19 protein-coding genes are annotated in these 14,597 nt (G+C 71.0%); 11 read left to right on the forward strand and 8 right to left on the reverse strand.

The features are described 5' to 3' along the window. Window positions 1–160: 160 nt before the first annotated feature. The 3 genes from AB0N81_RS19680 to AB0N81_RS19690 form a co-directional block, all read right to left on the reverse strand. On the reverse strand, window positions 161–1,138 hold the full coding sequence (locus AB0N81_RS19680; RefSeq protein WP_365359881.1) for a chaplin: 978 nt from the start codon (window positions 1,136–1,138) through the stop codon (window positions 161–163). 97 nt (window positions 1,139–1,235) lie between these two features. Then, window positions 1,236–1,493, reverse strand: a complete 258-nt coding sequence (locus tag AB0N81_RS19685; protein ID WP_365359883.1) for a chaplin — start codon at window positions 1,491–1,493, stop codon at window positions 1,236–1,238. Between the two features lie 243 nt (window positions 1,494–1,736). After that, window positions 1,737–2,135: a rodlin gene (locus tag AB0N81_RS19690; RefSeq protein WP_365359885.1), complete on the reverse strand. Its 399-nt coding sequence runs from the start codon at window positions 2,133–2,135 to the stop codon at window positions 1,737–1,739. Between the two features lie 292 nt (window positions 2,136–2,427). Between AB0N81_RS19690 and AB0N81_RS19695 the strand changes: the two genes are divergently transcribed. The 5 genes from AB0N81_RS19695 (at window position 2,428) to AB0N81_RS19715 (ending at window position 5,321) form a co-directional block, all read left to right on the forward strand. After that, window positions 2,428–2,838: a rodlin gene (locus tag AB0N81_RS19695; RefSeq protein ID WP_365359887.1), complete on the forward strand. Its 411-nt coding sequence runs from the start codon at window positions 2,428–2,430 to the stop codon at window positions 2,836–2,838. A gap of 485 nt (window positions 2,839–3,323) precedes the next feature. After that, window positions 3,324–3,731, forward strand: coding sequence for a rodlin (locus AB0N81_RS19700; protein ID WP_365359889.1), 408 nt, complete (start codon window positions 3,324–3,326; stop codon window positions 3,729–3,731). Between the two features lie 198 nt (window positions 3,732–3,929). After that, window positions 3,930–4,160, forward strand: coding sequence for a hypothetical protein (locus AB0N81_RS19705; RefSeq protein ID WP_365359891.1), 231 nt, complete (start codon window positions 3,930–3,932; stop codon window positions 4,158–4,160). A gap of 164 nt (window positions 4,161–4,324) precedes the next feature. Further along, the gene (locus AB0N81_RS19710) at window positions 4,325–4,723 is read left to right on the forward strand and encodes an ATP-binding protein (protein ID WP_365359893.1); all 399 of its coding nucleotides are present in this window, start codon (window positions 4,325–4,327) and stop codon (window positions 4,721–4,723) included. Window positions 4,724–4,850: 127 nt separating this feature from the next. Beyond that, on the forward strand, window positions 4,851–5,321 hold the full coding sequence (locus AB0N81_RS19715) for a hypothetical protein (RefSeq protein ID WP_365359895.1): 471 nt from the start codon (window positions 4,851–4,853) through the stop codon (window positions 5,319–5,321). A 68-nt stretch (window positions 5,322–5,389) separates the two neighbouring features. Here the strand turns inward: AB0N81_RS19715 and AB0N81_RS19720 are convergent, their stop codons facing one another. From AB0N81_RS19720 to AB0N81_RS19730, 3 genes are read right to left on the reverse strand one after another with little or no spacing between them, the layout of a single operon-like run. After that, complete coding sequence (locus tag AB0N81_RS19720; protein WP_365359897.1) at window positions 5,390–5,716, reverse strand: Asp23/Gls24 family envelope stress response protein; 327 nt, start codon at window positions 5,714–5,716, stop codon at window positions 5,390–5,392. After that, window positions 5,713–6,423 carry a hypothetical protein gene (locus AB0N81_RS19725; protein WP_365359899.1) on the reverse strand — a complete coding sequence of 237 codons (711 nt, stop codon included), beginning with the start codon at window positions 6,421–6,423 and terminating at the stop codon, window positions 5,713–5,715. The genes AB0N81_RS19720 and AB0N81_RS19725 overlap by 4 nt, the downstream gene beginning before the upstream one ends. After that, window positions 6,414–7,001 carry a sigma-70 family RNA polymerase sigma factor gene (locus AB0N81_RS19730; RefSeq protein WP_365359901.1) on the reverse strand — a complete coding sequence of 196 codons (588 nt, stop codon included), beginning with the start codon at window positions 6,999–7,001 and terminating at the stop codon, window positions 6,414–6,416. Before AB0N81_RS19730 ends, AB0N81_RS19725 begins: the two co-directional genes overlap by 10 nt. A gap of 222 nt (window positions 7,002–7,223) precedes the next feature. On the opposite strand from AB0N81_RS19730, the gene AB0N81_RS19735 reads away from it, so the two are divergent. From AB0N81_RS19735 to AB0N81_RS19750, 4 genes are read left to right on the forward strand one after another with little or no spacing between them, the layout of a single operon-like run. After that, on the forward strand, window positions 7,224–7,745 hold the full coding sequence (locus AB0N81_RS19735; protein WP_365359903.1) for an Asp23/Gls24 family envelope stress response protein: 522 nt from the start codon (window positions 7,224–7,226) through the stop codon (window positions 7,743–7,745). 58 nt (window positions 7,746–7,803) lie between these two features. Further along, complete coding sequence (locus tag AB0N81_RS19740) at window positions 7,804–7,989, forward strand: hypothetical protein (RefSeq protein WP_365359905.1); 186 nt, start codon at window positions 7,804–7,806, stop codon at window positions 7,987–7,989. Then, complete coding sequence (locus AB0N81_RS19745) at window positions 7,986–8,996, forward strand: DUF6286 domain-containing protein (RefSeq protein WP_365359907.1); 1,011 nt, start codon at window positions 7,986–7,988, stop codon at window positions 8,994–8,996. The genes AB0N81_RS19740 and AB0N81_RS19745 overlap by 4 nt, the downstream gene beginning before the upstream one ends. Continuing rightward, window positions 8,993–9,577, forward strand: a complete 585-nt coding sequence (locus tag AB0N81_RS19750; RefSeq protein ID WP_365359909.1) for an alkaline shock response membrane anchor protein AmaP — start codon at window positions 8,993–8,995, stop codon at window positions 9,575–9,577. The genes AB0N81_RS19745 and AB0N81_RS19750 overlap by 4 nt, the downstream gene beginning before the upstream one ends. A 69-nt stretch (window positions 9,578–9,646) precedes the next feature. Here AB0N81_RS19750 and AB0N81_RS19755 read toward each other — a convergent pair whose 3' ends face one another. Next, window positions 9,647–10,447 carry an RNA polymerase sigma factor SigF gene (locus AB0N81_RS19755; protein WP_365360079.1) on the reverse strand — a complete coding sequence of 267 codons (801 nt, stop codon included), beginning with the start codon at window positions 10,445–10,447 and terminating at the stop codon, window positions 9,647–9,649. 270 nt (window positions 10,448–10,717) lie between these two features. Here AB0N81_RS19755 and AB0N81_RS19760 point away from each other — a divergent pair, with 270 nt between their 5' ends. Continuing rightward, complete coding sequence (locus AB0N81_RS19760; protein WP_365359910.1) at window positions 10,718–11,251, forward strand: hypothetical protein; 534 nt, start codon at window positions 10,718–10,720, stop codon at window positions 11,249–11,251. 3 nt (window positions 11,252–11,254) lie between these two features. Here AB0N81_RS19760 and AB0N81_RS19765 read toward each other — a convergent pair whose 3' ends face one another. Continuing rightward, on the reverse strand, window positions 11,255–12,088 hold the full coding sequence (locus AB0N81_RS19765) for a class I SAM-dependent methyltransferase (RefSeq protein WP_365359912.1): 834 nt from the start codon (window positions 12,086–12,088) through the stop codon (window positions 11,255–11,257). A gap of 168 nt (window positions 12,089–12,256) precedes the next feature. On the opposite strand from AB0N81_RS19765, the gene AB0N81_RS19770 reads away from it, so the two are divergent. After that, window positions 12,257–14,038, forward strand: coding sequence for a prolyl oligopeptidase family serine peptidase (locus tag AB0N81_RS19770; RefSeq protein ID WP_365360081.1), 1,782 nt, complete (start codon window positions 12,257–12,259; stop codon window positions 14,036–14,038). Window positions 14,039–14,597: the final 559 nt, after the last annotated feature.

Below are 14,597 nucleotides of genomic sequence, written 5' to 3' on the forward strand. Positions count from 1 at the left end.
TTCCCGCCAGCCGTCGGCATTATGCCGTGGGTGAGCGACGCCCCCAAAGGGCAGGCCAAAGTCTCTACCTCCCTTGCGCCGGCAGGGAAGCCATTCAGCAATTCCGTCTGGGCTTCCCTGCCGGCGTACTGCATTTCCCGGCACCGTGATTTCCGTCCGGTCAGCGCCGGGACGAGGCACGCCCCCGCCGGTACAGGATCGCGCCGCCGAGGAGCAGGCCCGCACTCGCGGCCGTGGCTCCGAGCAACCCGGCATCCGAGCCCGTGGCGGCCAGATGGGTTCCGGGCACCTCCATGTGGACCGGCCGCCGGGCGTGCCTGCCCTGCGGCTTGTGGTCCGGCGCCGTTGCCGACGACACCCTGGAGGGGGCCCGATTACCGGGGGTCCCGGGGTCCCCGGGGTACTCGGGGGGCATGGCACGGGGCCGCGGACCGGCGGGGTCCTCCGGCGTGGCGCCGGGCGGCTGCTGACCGGGGGCCGGCGGCTGCTGCCCGGGAGCGGGTGGCCGGACAGCGGGCGGCCCCTGGTGCATGCCGTCCTGACCGCAGCGGTTGCCGAAGGTGCTGGAGAGGGCGTTCACGATGCCCACGGTGTTGCCGCAGGCGTTCACCGGCGCGTCGACCGGGGCCTTCGCGCTGTTGCCCGCCCCCACGCCGGGCGACCGGGTCGTGTCACCGCGGGCGGCGGAGCCGGACGTGGAGCTGTCGCGGCTGTGAGAGCTGTCGGAGCGGTCGTCGGAGCGGTCGCGGGCGCGCGGCGGCGCCTTCGGGGCGCTCTGCCCCCCGTGTGAGGCGTCGGGGCTCCTCGGGGCGGGGGCCTGCGGGGCAGGGCGCTGCGGGGCGGGGCTCTGCCGGGCAGGGCTCTGTCGTACGGGTCCGGAGTGGGAGCCGGAGTGGGAGCCGGAGCCGCACTTGTTGCCGAACGAGGGGTTCAATCCCGCGGCGGCGTCCGCTGAGTTGCCGCACACGTTCACCGGCACTTCCAGCGGGGCCTGCACGTTGTTGCCCGACAAGAAGCCTGGCGAGTCCAGCGCCTGCCCGTTCGCTCCGGAAGCGGCGAACGCGTGGGTGCCGGACAGGGACAGGATGCTCGTGGCGGCCGCGGCGGAGAGCATTCCTTTGCTGAGGGCCTGTCGCAATCTAGTGGTCTTTCTCTGTCCGATGGGAAGCCGGCCCTGGCGCCGGGAGGGCTGCCAAGGCCGGCTGAGGCACAGCAGGAAAGGCTGGGCCGCTACGTCAGTCGTTGACGCAGGTGTTGCCGAACGTCGGGTTCAGGAGACCGACGATGTCGATGCTGTTGCCGCACAGGTTGACGGGAACGTGGACGGGCACCTGGATGACGTTGCCGGAGATGACACCCGGGGAGTTGGCGGCCGCACCCGACGCACCGGCGTCGGCGAACGCCGGGGCGCCCATGCTCAGCGCCATGACCGCACCGGCGATGATCGTTGCGCTCTTCTTGAGCTTCACAGCTTTTCCCTTCGTTCGGGTCACGCCTAAACGGCAGCCGAAGCCGGGCGGGCATTCCCTGTTCCCGCACCATGACCTGAGCCCTGAATAACGATTGGAAGTGACGGAGGAAACCGAGGAGTTGACGGCCTTCGGAAGTTCACTCGGATGCGACCGTCAGGTGAAATGGCCGGGCAGACAGAGAAGTTGCCCCACCGCATGAGAAAGCCCGGGTCGCCCGAGGAGGAAAAGGGCGGGCGGCCCGAGCAGTCTCGACAGCGCGGCAGATCAGCCGTTGTGCTCGCCGTTGCCGGACAGGATCGGCAGGTCGCTGAGGATGTGCGACAGCGGCTCGTCGCCCTTGGCCTGCGTCGAGTTCTCGGTGCACTGCTGGGTCTGCGGCGCCGAGAGGATCGGGATGTCCTGGATGCCGACGTTGACGAGGGCAACGATGTTCTGGATGTTGGCCTTGACCGGGAGGCCGATGCAAGGCTTGTTCAGCGTGCCCTGGACCAGGGAAAGCTGCGGGCTCATGTCGCCCTTGGTGGCGGAGTTACCGAACGACTGCTGGGCACCGTTGCCGCTCATCGACTGGGTACCGGTGTCGTCACCGACGGCCATCGCGGGGGAGGCGATACCGGCCACGGCCACCGCGGCCGCTGCCATTGCCATTGCCTTCTTAAGCATTTGTGGTTCCTTTTCTGGGGCAGACGCTCACGTTACTGCGGACTGCTCAACTCCCCACCCCACGTTTAGTTCCGCGCATTCACTCCATCGGATCGTCTGCGGTCGACAGGACGACGGAACGGCTCACGGAATCGCATCGCGGAAATGACGGTGTGATTATTCACAGATCGGCGATTCATACCCGTCGAGAGGCCGATCACTGGGCCATAGGAGTGAATTTCAGCAACCCCCAACGCCCGCGGCAGTTGCTCAGGGTGCTCCGAGGACGGGGCTAACTCAGAGAGGAACACCTGTGATCAAGAAGGTTATGACCGCAGCTGCGGTCACGGCTTCCGTCGTCGGCATGTCGGCCGCAGCCGCGCCCACGGCCCTCGCCATCGGCAACGACGGCGGCACCGAGACCATGAGCGGCAACAACGCCATGCAGTCGTTCGGCAACTCGGCCACGCACGGCAACATGAGCCCGCAGATGGCGCTCATCCAGGGCTCGTTCAACAAGCCCTGCATCGCCCTGCCGGCGAAGGCCAACATCCAGAACATCGTCGGCCTGGTCAATATCGGCATCCAGGACATCCCGATCCTCTCGGCGCCGCAGACCCAGCAGTGCACCGAGAACTCGACGCAGGCCAAGGGCGACGAGCCGCTGTCGCACATCCTCGAGGACCTGCCGATCCTGTCCGGCAACGGCGTCAGCAACAACTGACACCGAGCACCTCTCGGCGGGCCGCCATCCTCCTCCTTGGCGGCCCGCTGTTCTGTCTCCATTCCGGGTCTCAATTCCGGGGCCAGGGGTCGCGCTCGACCAGTCTTCGCCACTCGGGATCAGGACGGCCCGGAATGGTTTTTCCCTGCGCGTACCAACTCCTGAGCAGAGATTGGTAGATGGGGTCGGTGCGGCACTCCGGGGGCTGTCTGCTCGGTGGAATGACACCTAGCCGCTGCCATGGCCCTGTGCGGTCAGTCATATTTCCTCATCGAGATTCGGGGCGTCTCCGTCTTCGTTCCTGCCGAAGTGCTCGACGAAACCGCGCCCTGCGCGGCATAAGCGTCGCGCAATGCGCCGCGAACATGACTGCCATTCAGCACACTTATCCACCGGACGGCTCAATCGCCGCAACTCCCGCCCCGTCGCTCAGTTGTCACGATGCGGCTCCGGAGTGGAGCCTCACTCGAAGGGAATCCCTCACCATGAAGAAGCTGCTCGCAACGGCCGCCATCGCCCTGTCCGCCGCCGGCATGACCGCCGCCGCGGCTCCGCAGGCCATGGCCATCGGCGACGACTCGAGCACCGAATCCGTCAGCGGCAACGGTGCCGGCCAGGCGTTCGGTAACTCCGCCACCAAGGGCAACATGAGCCCGCAGATGACCCTGATCCAGGGCTCGCTGAACAAGCTCTGTGTCGGCCTCCCGGTCAAGGCCAACATCCAGAACATCGTGGCCCTCGTCAACGTCGGCGTGCAGGACATCCCGATCCTCTCGGCGCCGCAGATGCAGCAGTGTGTCGAGAACTCGACGCAGGCCAAGGGTGACGAGCCGCTGTCGCACATCCTCGAGGACATCCCGCTGCTCTCGGGCAACGGCGCGCACAACCACTGATCCAGGGACCCCGCTCTGCCTCGGGGCGCTGCCGGGGAAGGCCCGCACATCGTTGACGGTGCCTTCCCCCCGCCCCGGTGACGCGTCACTCGAGCAGCGGCGCCCGGCAGGCAGGACCCCGCAGGACCCCTCAGCGTGGTGAGCGTCCGCGCACGCGGCACAGACGCGTGCGCCACACCCACACCGAAGGGTCTGAGTATGAAGCGCATATCCCGCGCCCTGACCGTCGCCGCCTGCACCGCCGCGCTGGCCGTCCCGGCGTTCGCCGTCGCGGCACCCGCCACCGCCGCCGCTCCGGCCGCCCAGCAGGCCGACGGCCGGGACTGGGACGACTGGCACCACGGACACGGGCACCACGGTCATGGGCACCACGACCACGGGCACCACCACCACGGGCACGCGGGTCTGGGCCTGGACTTCATGTTCTGACCCCTGGGCACACCCTGTTCGGTGGCCGCCACGGATTTCCGTGTGCGGCCACCGCGCGTTTCGGTACGAACGGGGCGAACCACCCGATCGCCGTGTGTGGGGCCGCACTCGTGGGGCAGCCGAAGAGGAACAGTCCCCACAACATCGGTGGGAGTGATGGTGCTGTGACTACCGACAGTACGCAGGAAACCTGCATCCTCGCCCGCCCCCGCAGTCCGGCCGCCGCCCGGGACGTCGTGCGCGCGGTGCTGCGCCAGGGGCACCAATACGCCAGTGACATGGCAGTCGCCGACGCGGTCCTGGTCACCTCGGAGCTGGTCACCAACGCGCTCCGGCACGGCGGCGGTCTGCGCGGGTTCGAATGCCGCGTAAGGTCCGGCTCCGTCGAGATCACCGTCGAGGACAGCAGCGACGCCGTCCCGGTGACCCGCCCCCGGACGGGTCTTCTCGTGAGCGGCGGACACGGGTGGCCCACCGTGTGCCGCCTCGCCGACGACGTCACCGTGACACGCCTCTCCGAGGGCGGGAAGCGCATCGTCGCCCGCGTACCGCTGACCGTGTGACCCGTACCCGTGTACTACCGGCCAGGCCGGCCGACACGGGGTTCCATGGGGCCGTACCCCACTCTCCATCCCGGAAGGGCCGGTCCCCGCGGTGCAGCGATTCCTGAAGACAGTTCTCGTGTCAGCGGTGGCCGTGACCACGGCTCTGACGCCCGGCGCGGCGAACGCCGCCGACCGGCACGAGGTCACCCTGGAGCGTACGGCCCGGCTCGGCGCGGGCGGGACGAAGGCGGCCGTCGCCGGCACGTACACGTGCGAGGGCTACAAAGGGCCCGTACGGCTGAAGGTCACGGTCCGCACTCACCGGACGCGAGAGCTCGACGCGGACGAGGTCGAGGCGGTGAAGGGCATCTACCAGTGGATCGGCGTCGGCGGCCTGCCCGTCCCGAAGACGGCGACGACGAGCACCTCCCAGGAGCGGACTCTCGACGGCACCTGTGACGGCAGCGCCAGGGCCCACCGCTGGGAGCACGCCCTCTCCGGAGAGGTCACGAAGGACACGAGGGCCAACGTCACCGTGGCGATGTCGTCCGTGGACTCCCGTACGGCCGAGACGACCGCCCTCGCCGCCACCTCGGGCGAAGTGACATTCTCCTAGTCGCCTCCAGGCTCATCCCTCACGCGTACTCATCCCTTACACGTACTCACCTCATACTCGTACTCACCTCATACGCGGCCGGTCACCGTGACCGAGACCCTCGGGGGCTTCGACTCCCCTGTCATCCGCATCAGCGTCCCCGTCACGGCGGCGCGCACCTCGCGGGTGACGTCCACGGCCCGGTGTCCGCCGCGCAGGACGACGTGGATCTCGGCGTGCCATCGCGCGGCGGCCTTGTCGCGGGTGACGCGCACCGCCGAGGAGCGGGTGGTCAGCGGGGTGACGGTGCGCAGGAGTTCGGCGATGCCCGGGCGCAGGAAAGCGACTCCGGGCGTGCCGAGCACCGCTTCCTGGACGGCGTCGGCCAGTACACGGGGATCACGTCTTTCCGTCACGGGTGCCGCCCTTCCACGCTGTCGTCGATGATGTCGGCGACCGTCACGTCGACGGCCGCGACCTTCATGCCGAGCTCGGCGTCCACCGCCTCCAGGACGCGTCGGCGGACCCGCTCGGCAACGTCCTGGAGGTTCCAGGTGAGGGCCACCTCCACCTCCGTGCGGATGCGCACGGGCCCGCGCGGCCTGTCTCCTGCCGGGGCGCCGGTGCTGCTCGTGCTGCTCGTGCTGCTCTCCGGAGTGAGCGCCTCGATACGGCAGCTGCCCGCCCGTACGCCCGGCAGGGACTCCGCGGCGGCGCGGACGGTACGGGCCGCCGCGGCCTCCACGATCCACGCGTCCTCGTCCTCCTCGCCCAGCGGCAGCGTGCGGCCCGGCCGCAGTTCGAGGCGCACTATGTCCATGACGCGGCCCACGAGCGCGGAGGCGTCCGGCTCCGGCTCGCGCGGGTCCTCGTCGCGGGCGGCGGCGACGACGTCCTCCAGGCTCCGCAGCGTGTTCAGTGCCTCGGTGCAGTGCGGGCAGGCCCCGGTGTGCGGATCGCTCTCGCCGTTCTCCGCGCGCTCCCAGACGCTCCACACGTCGTGGCCGCAGGGCAGCAGTTCATTCTCCTCATGCGGTCCGTTCTCCTCATGCGGTCCGTTCTCCTCATGCGGTCCGTTCTCCTCGCGCAGTTCGTTCTCCTCGTTCTCCTCGTTCAACGCCATGCGGCCATCGCCTCCGTGAGATAGCGCCGCGCCCGGAAGACGCGGCCCCGTACCGCCTCCGGGCTGATGCCGACCGTCTCAGCGATGGTTTCGTAGGGGAGGCCGTTGAGCTCGCGCAGCACCCAGCACACGCGCTGCTCCGGAGAGAGCCCCTCCATCGCCCTGCCGAGGTCCGCCACGGCGGCGTGCGCCTCGGCCACCCGTGCCGGTGAGGCCTCGTGCTCCGGTGCCTGCGGCTCGGGCACCTCGCCGAGGTCCACGGCGGGGCGCCGCGCCCGCAGGACGTTCAGGCAACGGTTCGTGACGATGCGGTGCATCCACGTGCCGAACTGCGCGTCCCTGCGGAACTCCGGCACCTTGCGCCAGGCGCTCACGAAGGATTCCTGGACCGCGTCCTCGGCCTCCGTCCGGCTGCCCAGCAGCCGCGTCGCGAGCCGCAGCAGTGCGGGGGCGTGGCGGCGCACGAGCTGCTCGAACGCCTCCTCGTCGCCCTCCGCGGCCCGTACCGCCAGCAGCCCGTCGTCGTGCCGCGAGGAATCGTCCGCCTCGTCCAGCGCTCTGTCCCGGTCGCCCGGCACACGCGACTCCTCTCACTCAGGTCGTACTCCTACGACACACGGCGAGCGCCCGCGTTACGCGACGCGGGTGTGTGGGTCGCCCGGAGAAGAAATTCCACCGGGCCGCGTAACGAATCCCCGGTACCGGTGTCAGACAAGCAACGAACCGGGCACCCGGCCCCCGTGAGCGGATCGGACAGCAGGCGGACAGCGAGTAGTCCCTGACGACGAGGAGATGCCTTCATGGCGACTCAGGAGTTCACTTCGAAGACTGCCGCGGACAGCGGCGACCAGAAGGGCCTGACCGGTGCCCCGCACCAGGCCGTGCCGGGCAGCACCACCGTGACGGGCCGCACCGGGGCCACCGAGCCGGCCGCGACCCGCGGGAAGACCTCCATCGCCGATGTGGTGGTGGTGAAGATCGCCGGTACGGCCGCGCGCGAGATACCGGGCGTGTACGACATGGGCGGCGGGCTCTCCCGCACCATCGGAGCCGTCCGCGACCGCGTCCCCGGTGGCCGTCCCAACGTCGGGCGCGGGGTGAAGGTCGAGGTCGGCGAGCGGCAGACCGCGATCGACCTGGACATCGTCGTCGAGTACGGCGTGGCCATCACCGATGTCGCCCACGACGTGCGCGAGAACGTCATCGCCGCGGTGGAGCGCATCACCGGACTGGAGGTCGTCGAGGTCAACGTGGCGGTCAACGACGTACGACTGCCGGATGACGACAGCTCGGACTCCACCGGCGAGACGCGCGTCGAGTAAGCGCCCCCTGGTCGACGGTTTCGGCACTGATGTCCTCTTCTGTGGTGTGAGGTGAGTGGTGAGCACAGCTCTGGTTGGCCTGGTCGCCGGGATGGCCCTGGGATTCGCCGGGTGGTTCGGCGGCTTCGGTGCCTTCCTCCTGGTCGCCGCACTCGGCGCGGTGGGGTTCGTCGCGGGTCGCCTCGTCGACGACGGCACGGACATACGGGGCTTCCTCAGCGGCCGTGACAGGGGGCGGCGATGAGCACGCCCGCGGCGGACCGCGGCTCGACGACCGTCGCCGACCGCGCGGTGCGCCGCATCGCCGAGCGAGCGGCGACGGAGGCGCTCGCACCCGGTGAGGTCCGCGCGACCCGGAGTTCGGCTTCCGTACGCGGGCGCCGGGCCCGGGTCGCCGTCACCGTGACGCTGCCTTACCCCGCGGTGCTCGACGACGCGGGCGAACGCGTCCGGTCGCACGTCGCCGACCGTACGGCGCGGCTCACCGGGCTCGCCGTGCCTTCGGCACGGGTGCGGGTACGGGAGCTGTGCCCGCGGTCGGAGACGGCGGCAGAGGCTGCGACTGAAGTGGAGGCGAGGGCGGGGGCGGGGGCGGGGGAATCGGTGCCGGAGGGCGGCGGGGGCCGGGCCCGGCGCCCGTGGTCCCAACGGCGGCTGCCCGTCGCGATGCTGGCGTTCGCCGCGGCCGCGGTGTGCGGTGTCCTCCTGTACGACGTGCTGGCCGTGCACGCGGCCGGTCGCCCGCCCGCCCGGTGGCGGGCCGACCTGATGGACCGGCTCACCACGCACGGCCCGGCCGCCGGCGCCTGGCCGGGTGCGGCGGCGGCGTTCGGCGTGCTCTGCCTCGGCGTGTGGCTGCTGGTCCTCGCCGTCACGCCCGGCGGCCGGGGCCGGCTCCCCATGCGGACACCGCTGCCGGACGTCCACGCCGTCCTCGACCGGGGTGCGGCGGCGTCGCTGCTCCGGGACGCCGTGTCGGAACTGCCCGGCGTCACGCGCGTGAAGGTCCGTGTCGGCCGCCGCAGGGCGCGCGTACGGGCCGGGCTCGCCTTCGGTGAACCGGAGGCTGCCCTCCAGACGTTGACCGAAGCGGCCGACCGGGCTCTCGCCGCCTGTGGGGTGGCTCGTCCGCTGCGGCTCCGGGTGCGGTTGCGGCCCGACCCCGCCTGGCGCGCTCCCGCTCCCGCTCCCGCTCCGATACCGGTACTTCCGGAGGACGACGGCTCGGCTCCGGAGAGCGGTGACCGATGAGCAGACTCCGTAGCAGCGCCAATCGCACGGCGCTGCTCTGCGTGGCCGTGGCGCTCATCGGGGCGGGAGCCGTGCTGGCGTCCGCCACGGACGTCGTCCGCGAACGGCTGCCTTCGGGCTGGCCGCGGCTTGACGCCGACAGGGTGTGGCTCGACGGGCGGGACCTCGGCCGGTGGCGCGATCAGGGGTGGTGGACGCCGCTGGTCGTCGGCGCGCTCTCCGTCGGCGTACTCCTGTTCCTGGGCTGGGCCGTGGCGCAGGTACGCGGCGGGCTGCTGCGGGAACTGCCACTCGGGCAGCCCGACGTCACCCTCTCCGGGCCCGCGCTGGCGGCGGCGATGGCCGAGCGGGCGCGTGCCGTCGACGGCGTGGCGGAAGCCCAGGTGAGCCTGTGGGGGAACACGCGGCGGCTGCGCGCCCGCATCACGCTGGTCTTGCTCCCGGACAGCTCTCCGGAGGCGGTGCTCCAGCACCTCGCCCGGCACACGGTGGCCGAGGCGAGGGCGGCGACGGCACCGCGCGCGCTGACCGCCGACGTACGACTGAGGGTGCGCTCGCACAAGTCCCGCCGCCTGCGCTGAAGCTGCCGAACAGCGGAGCTCAGTGGGGTCGGTGGGTTCTGTGAGGTCGGTGAGTCCAGTGAGGCAGGCTCAGTGTTCGGTGAGCAGTCCTGAACGCAGCTTGGCGAGGGTGCGCGTCAGCAGCCGCGAGACGTGCATCTGGGAGACCCCGAGCACCTCGCCGATCTGCGCCTGCGTCATCTCCTGGCCGAAGCGCATCTCGATGATGTGACGCTCGCGTTCGTCCAGTTGCTCGACGAGGGGCGCCAGGGCGTGCAGGTCCTCGAAGAGGTCGAGCGCGGGGTCGTCCTCACCGAGGATGTCGGCGTAGTCACGGCCCTGCGAGCCGTCGTCCTGGCTGAGGGGGACGTCGATGGAGCCCGCGGTGTAGCCGTTGGAGGCGACGAGGCCGTCGTTGATCTCCTGCTCGGTGAGGTCGAGGCGGTCCGCGAGCTCCCTGACGGTGGGTTCACGGTCCAGCTCGGCGCTCAGCGCCTCCTTGGCCCTGGCGAGGTCGACACGGAGCTCCTGGAGGCGGCGCGGCACGTGCACCGCCCACGTGGTGTCGCGGAAGAACCGTTTGATCTCGCCGGTGATGTACGGCAGCGCGAAGGTGCTGAACGCGACGTCGCGGGCGAGCTCGAAGCGGTCGATGGCCTTGATCAGACCGATCGTGCCGACCTGAACGATGTCGTCGACGTCGGTACTGCCGCCGCGGAACCGGGCGGCCGCGAACTGCACGAGCGACAGGTTCATCTCGATCAGGGTGTTGCGTGCGTACTGGTACTCGTGCGTGCCCTCTTCGAGGAACTGGAGCCGGTCGAAGAAGATCTTCGACAGGGCCCGCGCGTCCTTGGGCGCGACACTCCCCGCATCCTCGACCCACGGCAGTTCGCTGCTGGACGTCTCTTCCCAGAGGGCCGCAGCGGGCGCTTCCTCGTGTGTGGATGCTGCAGTCAACTGTGTGGAGGTCCTCACTAGTTCACCTTCGCTCGGAGGGCAACGGCCGGTACGTCATCAGACCGCCTGCCCAATGGTCTCCAACTCAATCCCCCCGGGTCCGATCCGATGCACCGTTCCCCTCCCCCGCCCGTGCTGTCACCATGCGGAGTCCAGGGTGTAGGGGGAGTCGCCCTCAGCGGGGCGGGGCGGGAGGCGCAGATGGCAGAGGTGTTCCTGCGGCGGCTGAGCCGTTGGCAGGCGGAGCAGCAGCGCGAGGCCGTTGCCGACCTCTACGTAGAGGCTTGTCGCGGCATGACCGGGGCCGAGTACGGCAACCGGGGGGACTTTCTGCGCCGCTTCGAGCACGACGTACAACAGACCGACTTCGACATGGTCGTGGCCGGGGCCGCGGATCTGGTCGGCTGTCTCTACGGATACCGCGCCGAGCGCAGCGGCGCGTGGTGGGAGAGCTTCCGCGGCGTCCTGCCCCCCGAGGTCGAGGAACAGACCGCGTCGGGGCGGGTGTTCCTGCTGAGCGAGCTGATGGTGACGCCCGCCGAGCGCGGCTCGGATGTCGCCTCCCGACTGCGGATGCTGCTCCTCACCCGGCACACGTCCGATGTCGTCGTCGCCGTCATCAAGCCGGACGACGACCGGGGGCGTGAGGTGTTGCAGGCCTGGGACTGGACGAAGCTGGGCGAGTTCGCGCCCCGGCGAGAGGGCTGGCTGCGGCCGCCGTCGCCCCTGCCCTGACGCTCACTCGGCCCGGTCCTTGCTCGCCCGCAGGGAGTACATGAGCGGGATACGGGGCCGGTCCTTCGGGAACCGGTGGGTTCCGTCGCGGAGTTCGAGCGCGCCGAACCGCGCGAAGAGGGTCTCGTCGCGCTCGCGCAGGAACTCGATGCGCAGGCCCGCGGCGGCGAGCGCGGAGACGACGTCGCCGATCGGGTGCTGCCATTCGACAGTGCGGTTGTGGACGGTGGGGGTGACGTTGTCCGCGTACCCGCCGGGTGTCTCTTCGATCCAGGCGTCCCGCGCGAAGTAGTCGTGCTCGATGCGGGAGCCCGTGGCGTCGTCCAGGACGTCGGTGAGCGGATGGAACTCGTTGAGGTAGAGGAAGCCGCCGGGCGCCACCAGTGAAGCGGCCGTCTCCGCCCAGCGCTGGATGTCGGGGAGCCAGCCGAGCGCGCCCACTCCGGTGTAGACGATGTCGTACGAGGAGTCGGGCACCGCCTCCGCCGCGTCGTACACGTCGGCGGCGACGAAAACGGCCTGCTCCGGAGTGAGGCCCAGCTCGGCGGCGAGCTCGCCGGCCGCCTCGACCGCGGGCTCGGAGAAGTCGAGCCCCACCACGCGGGACGCCCCGTGCCGCGCCCAGGACAGGGTGTCCAGGCCGATGTGGCACTGCAGATGCAGCAGGGACTTTCCTCGTACGTCGCCCACTTCCGCGAGCTCGTGTTCGCGCAGGGGGTCCTTGCCCGCGCGGAACGCTTCGAGGTCGTAGTAGTCGCTGGCGAGATGGAGGGGGACGCGTTCGTCCCAGCGTTTGCGGTTGATCTCGCGCCAGTCGGCGGGCGTCGGGGAGTACATGGTCGAAAAGTTATCCACAGGCTGGGGACTCCCGCCAGCGGATTGTCGGCGGGGCCAGGCAGTATGGGGGGCATGAGCGAGACGGGTGCGACGAGCGCGACGGGCGCGGACGTGACGGGTGCGGGTGTGACGGGCGCGGACGTGACGGGTGCGGGTGTGACGGGTGCCATGCCGGACTGGGAGAAGCGGTTCAGGGCGCCGCGGGTGTCCCTGCCCGACTGGGCGGAGGACGCCCCCGAGCGCTCCCTGTTCGTGTCGAACGCGACGGGGACGTACGAGCTGTATGCGTGGGACAGGACGACCGGCACCCAGCGCCAGGTGACCGACCGGCCGAACGGCACGACGGACGGCGCGCTGTCGCCCGACGGCGAGTGGATCTGGTGGTTCGACGACAAGGACGGCGACGAGTTCGGCGTGTGGCTGCGCCAGCCCTTCGGCGGCGGCGCCGACGAGCCGGCGGTGCCGGGCCTGGATGCCTCGTACCCCGCGGGCCTTGCCCTCGGCAGGGACGGCGCGACGGTGGTCGTCGGCCGCTCCACGGACGAGGACGGCTCGACGATCCATGTCGTACGTCCGGAGTCCACAGGCCCCGTCGAGGTGTACCGCCACCGGGAGTCGGCGGGCGTCGGCGATCTCTCGTACGACGGCACGCTGATCGCCATGGAGCACACGGAGCACGGCGACGCGATGCACTCCGCCCTCCGCGTGATCCGGCCGGACGGCTCGACGGTCGCCGAGCTCGACGACACCGAGGGCGGCACGGTCGAGCTGGGCCTGGAGGTCCTCGGCTTCGCGCCGGTCGACGGCGACACGCGTCTCCTCGTCGGACACCAGCGGCGCGGGCGCTGGGAGCCGATGGTGTGGGACGTCGCGTCGGGCGAGGAGAACGACCTCGCGCTCGGCCTGCCGGGCGACGTGAGCGCCGAGTGGTACCCGGACGGCTCCGCGCTCCTCATCTCGCACGACTTCGAGGCGCGGGGCGAGCTTTTCCGCTACGACTTCGCCTCCGGCGGACTGGTGCGCATCGAGACGCCCGCGGGCTCCGTGTCAGGTGCGACGGCACGCCCCGACGGCAGCGTGGAGTACATGTGGTCGTCGGCGGCCCAGCCGCCGGTGGTCCGCTCCACCACGGGTGGCGTGGTCCTCGACCCGCCCGGCATGAAGGCACCGAAGTCCGTGCCGGTGGAGGACGTGTGGGTGGACGGGCCCGGCGGCCGCATCCACGCGCTCGTGCAGCGGCCCGAAGGCGCCTCGGGCCCCCTGCCCACCATCTTCGAAGTGCACGGCGGCCCCACCTGGCACGACAGCGACTCCTTCGCGGCCGGCCCCGCGGCCTGGGTCGACCACGGGTACGCGGTGGTCCGCGTGAACTACCGCGGCTCCACGGGGTACGGACGGGAGTGGACGGACGCCCTCAAGCACCGCGTCGGCCTCATCGAGCTTGAGGACATCGCGGCGGTGCGGGAATGGGCGGTGACCTCGGGTCTGGCCGACCCCGCCCGCCTCGTCCTGTCGGGCGGCTCCTGGGGCGGGTACCTCACCCTCCTCGGCCTCGGCACGCAACCCGACTCCTGGGCGGTCGGCCTCGCCGCGGTGCCCGTCGCGGACTACGTGACGGCGTACCACGACGAGATGGAAGCGCTGAAGGCGATGGACCGCACGCTTCTCGGCGGTACGCCGGAGGAGGTCCCCGAGCGCTTCGCCGCGTCGTCCCCTCTCACGTACGTCGACGACGTCAAGGCCCCCGTCTACATCTCGGCGGGCGTCAACGACCCCCGCTGCCCGATCCGCCAGATCGACAACTACGTCGACCGCCTCGCCGCCCGCGGGGCGACCCACGAGGTGTACCGGTACGACGCGGGCCACGGGTCACTGGTCGTGGACGAACGCATCAAGCAGGTGGCCCTGGAACTGGAGTTCGCGGAGCGCCACCTGGGAACGGAGGGCTAGCCACCCCGAAGCCGGACGCCGCCCTGCCTCCTGCCCCGCCGCGGGTGCCTCCCTCCCACCGTGCCTCCCTCCCATCCACCCGCCCCCGTTCACCCCGTACCGAACGGGGCGGGTAGGGGCGGGCGGACGCCCGCGCGGCGGTGGGCGGACTGCCGGGGGACCCGTGCCGGGCTCGTTGGCTCTCGCTGCCTGCGGCAGCCTGAACCGCCGCTTCGCGGCGGATCCATCCCACCCACCCACCCGTTCACCCCGCACCGAGCAGGGCGGGTAGGGGCGGACGGACTGCCGTGCCGGCCCGCACCGAACGGGACGGGACGGGACGGGGGCAGACGGCTGCGGGGGGGCGGGGAGGGCGCCCGCGCCGAGTGGTGCGCGCAGGGGCGGGCGGAGCTGCCGTGCGCCGCCAGGCGGGGCTCCTACCCCCGCTGGACGTTGCGGGGTAAACGGGCGGGTGGGTGGGAGGTATCCGCCGCGAAGCGGCGGGACAGGACCCCCACCGACTCCAGGCGGACCCACAAACAGGCGGGAGCAAACCCACCGCGAAACGGTGGGGTGGGGT

Origin of the sequence: Streptomyces sp. NPDC093510, from assembly GCF_040683555.1 — a bacterium.
Taxonomy (GTDB): domain Bacteria; phylum Actinomycetota; class Actinomycetes; order Streptomycetales; family Streptomycetaceae; genus Streptomyces.

Bases quoted from the DNA above. Each gene is read 5' to 3' on its own strand.
- AB0N81_RS19750 (WP_365359909.1), top strand. From the start codon at position 8,993: ATGAGCAGACTCCGTAGCAGCGCCAATCGCACGGCGCTGCTCTGCGTG.
- AB0N81_RS19725 (WP_365359899.1), bottom strand. From the start codon at position 6,423: ATGGCGTTGAACGAGGAGAACGAGGAGAACGAACTGCGCGAGGAGAAC.
- AB0N81_RS19705 (WP_365359891.1), top strand. From the start codon at position 3,930: ATGAAGCGCATATCCCGCGCCCTGACCGTCGCCGCCTGCACCGCCGCG.
- AB0N81_RS19770 (WP_365360081.1), top strand. From the start codon at position 12,257: ATGCCGGACTGGGAGAAGCGGTTCAGGGCGCCGCGGGTGTCCCTGCCC.
- AB0N81_RS19765 (WP_365359912.1), bottom strand. From the start codon at position 12,088: ATGTACTCCCCGACGCCCGCCGACTGGCGCGAGATCAACCGCAAACGC.
- AB0N81_RS19735 (WP_365359903.1), top strand. From the start codon at position 7,224: ATGGCGACTCAGGAGTTCACTTCGAAGACTGCCGCGGACAGCGGCGAC.
- AB0N81_RS19745 (WP_365359907.1), top strand. From the start codon at position 7,986: ATGAGCACGCCCGCGGCGGACCGCGGCTCGACGACCGTCGCCGACCGC.
- AB0N81_RS19760 (WP_365359910.1), top strand. From the start codon at position 10,718: ATGGCAGAGGTGTTCCTGCGGCGGCTGAGCCGTTGGCAGGCGGAGCAG.
- AB0N81_RS19690 (WP_365359885.1), bottom strand. From the start codon at position 2,135: ATGCTTAAGAAGGCAATGGCAATGGCAGCGGCCGCGGTGGCCGTGGCC.
- AB0N81_RS19700 (WP_365359889.1), top strand. From the start codon at position 3,324: ATGAAGAAGCTGCTCGCAACGGCCGCCATCGCCCTGTCCGCCGCCGGC.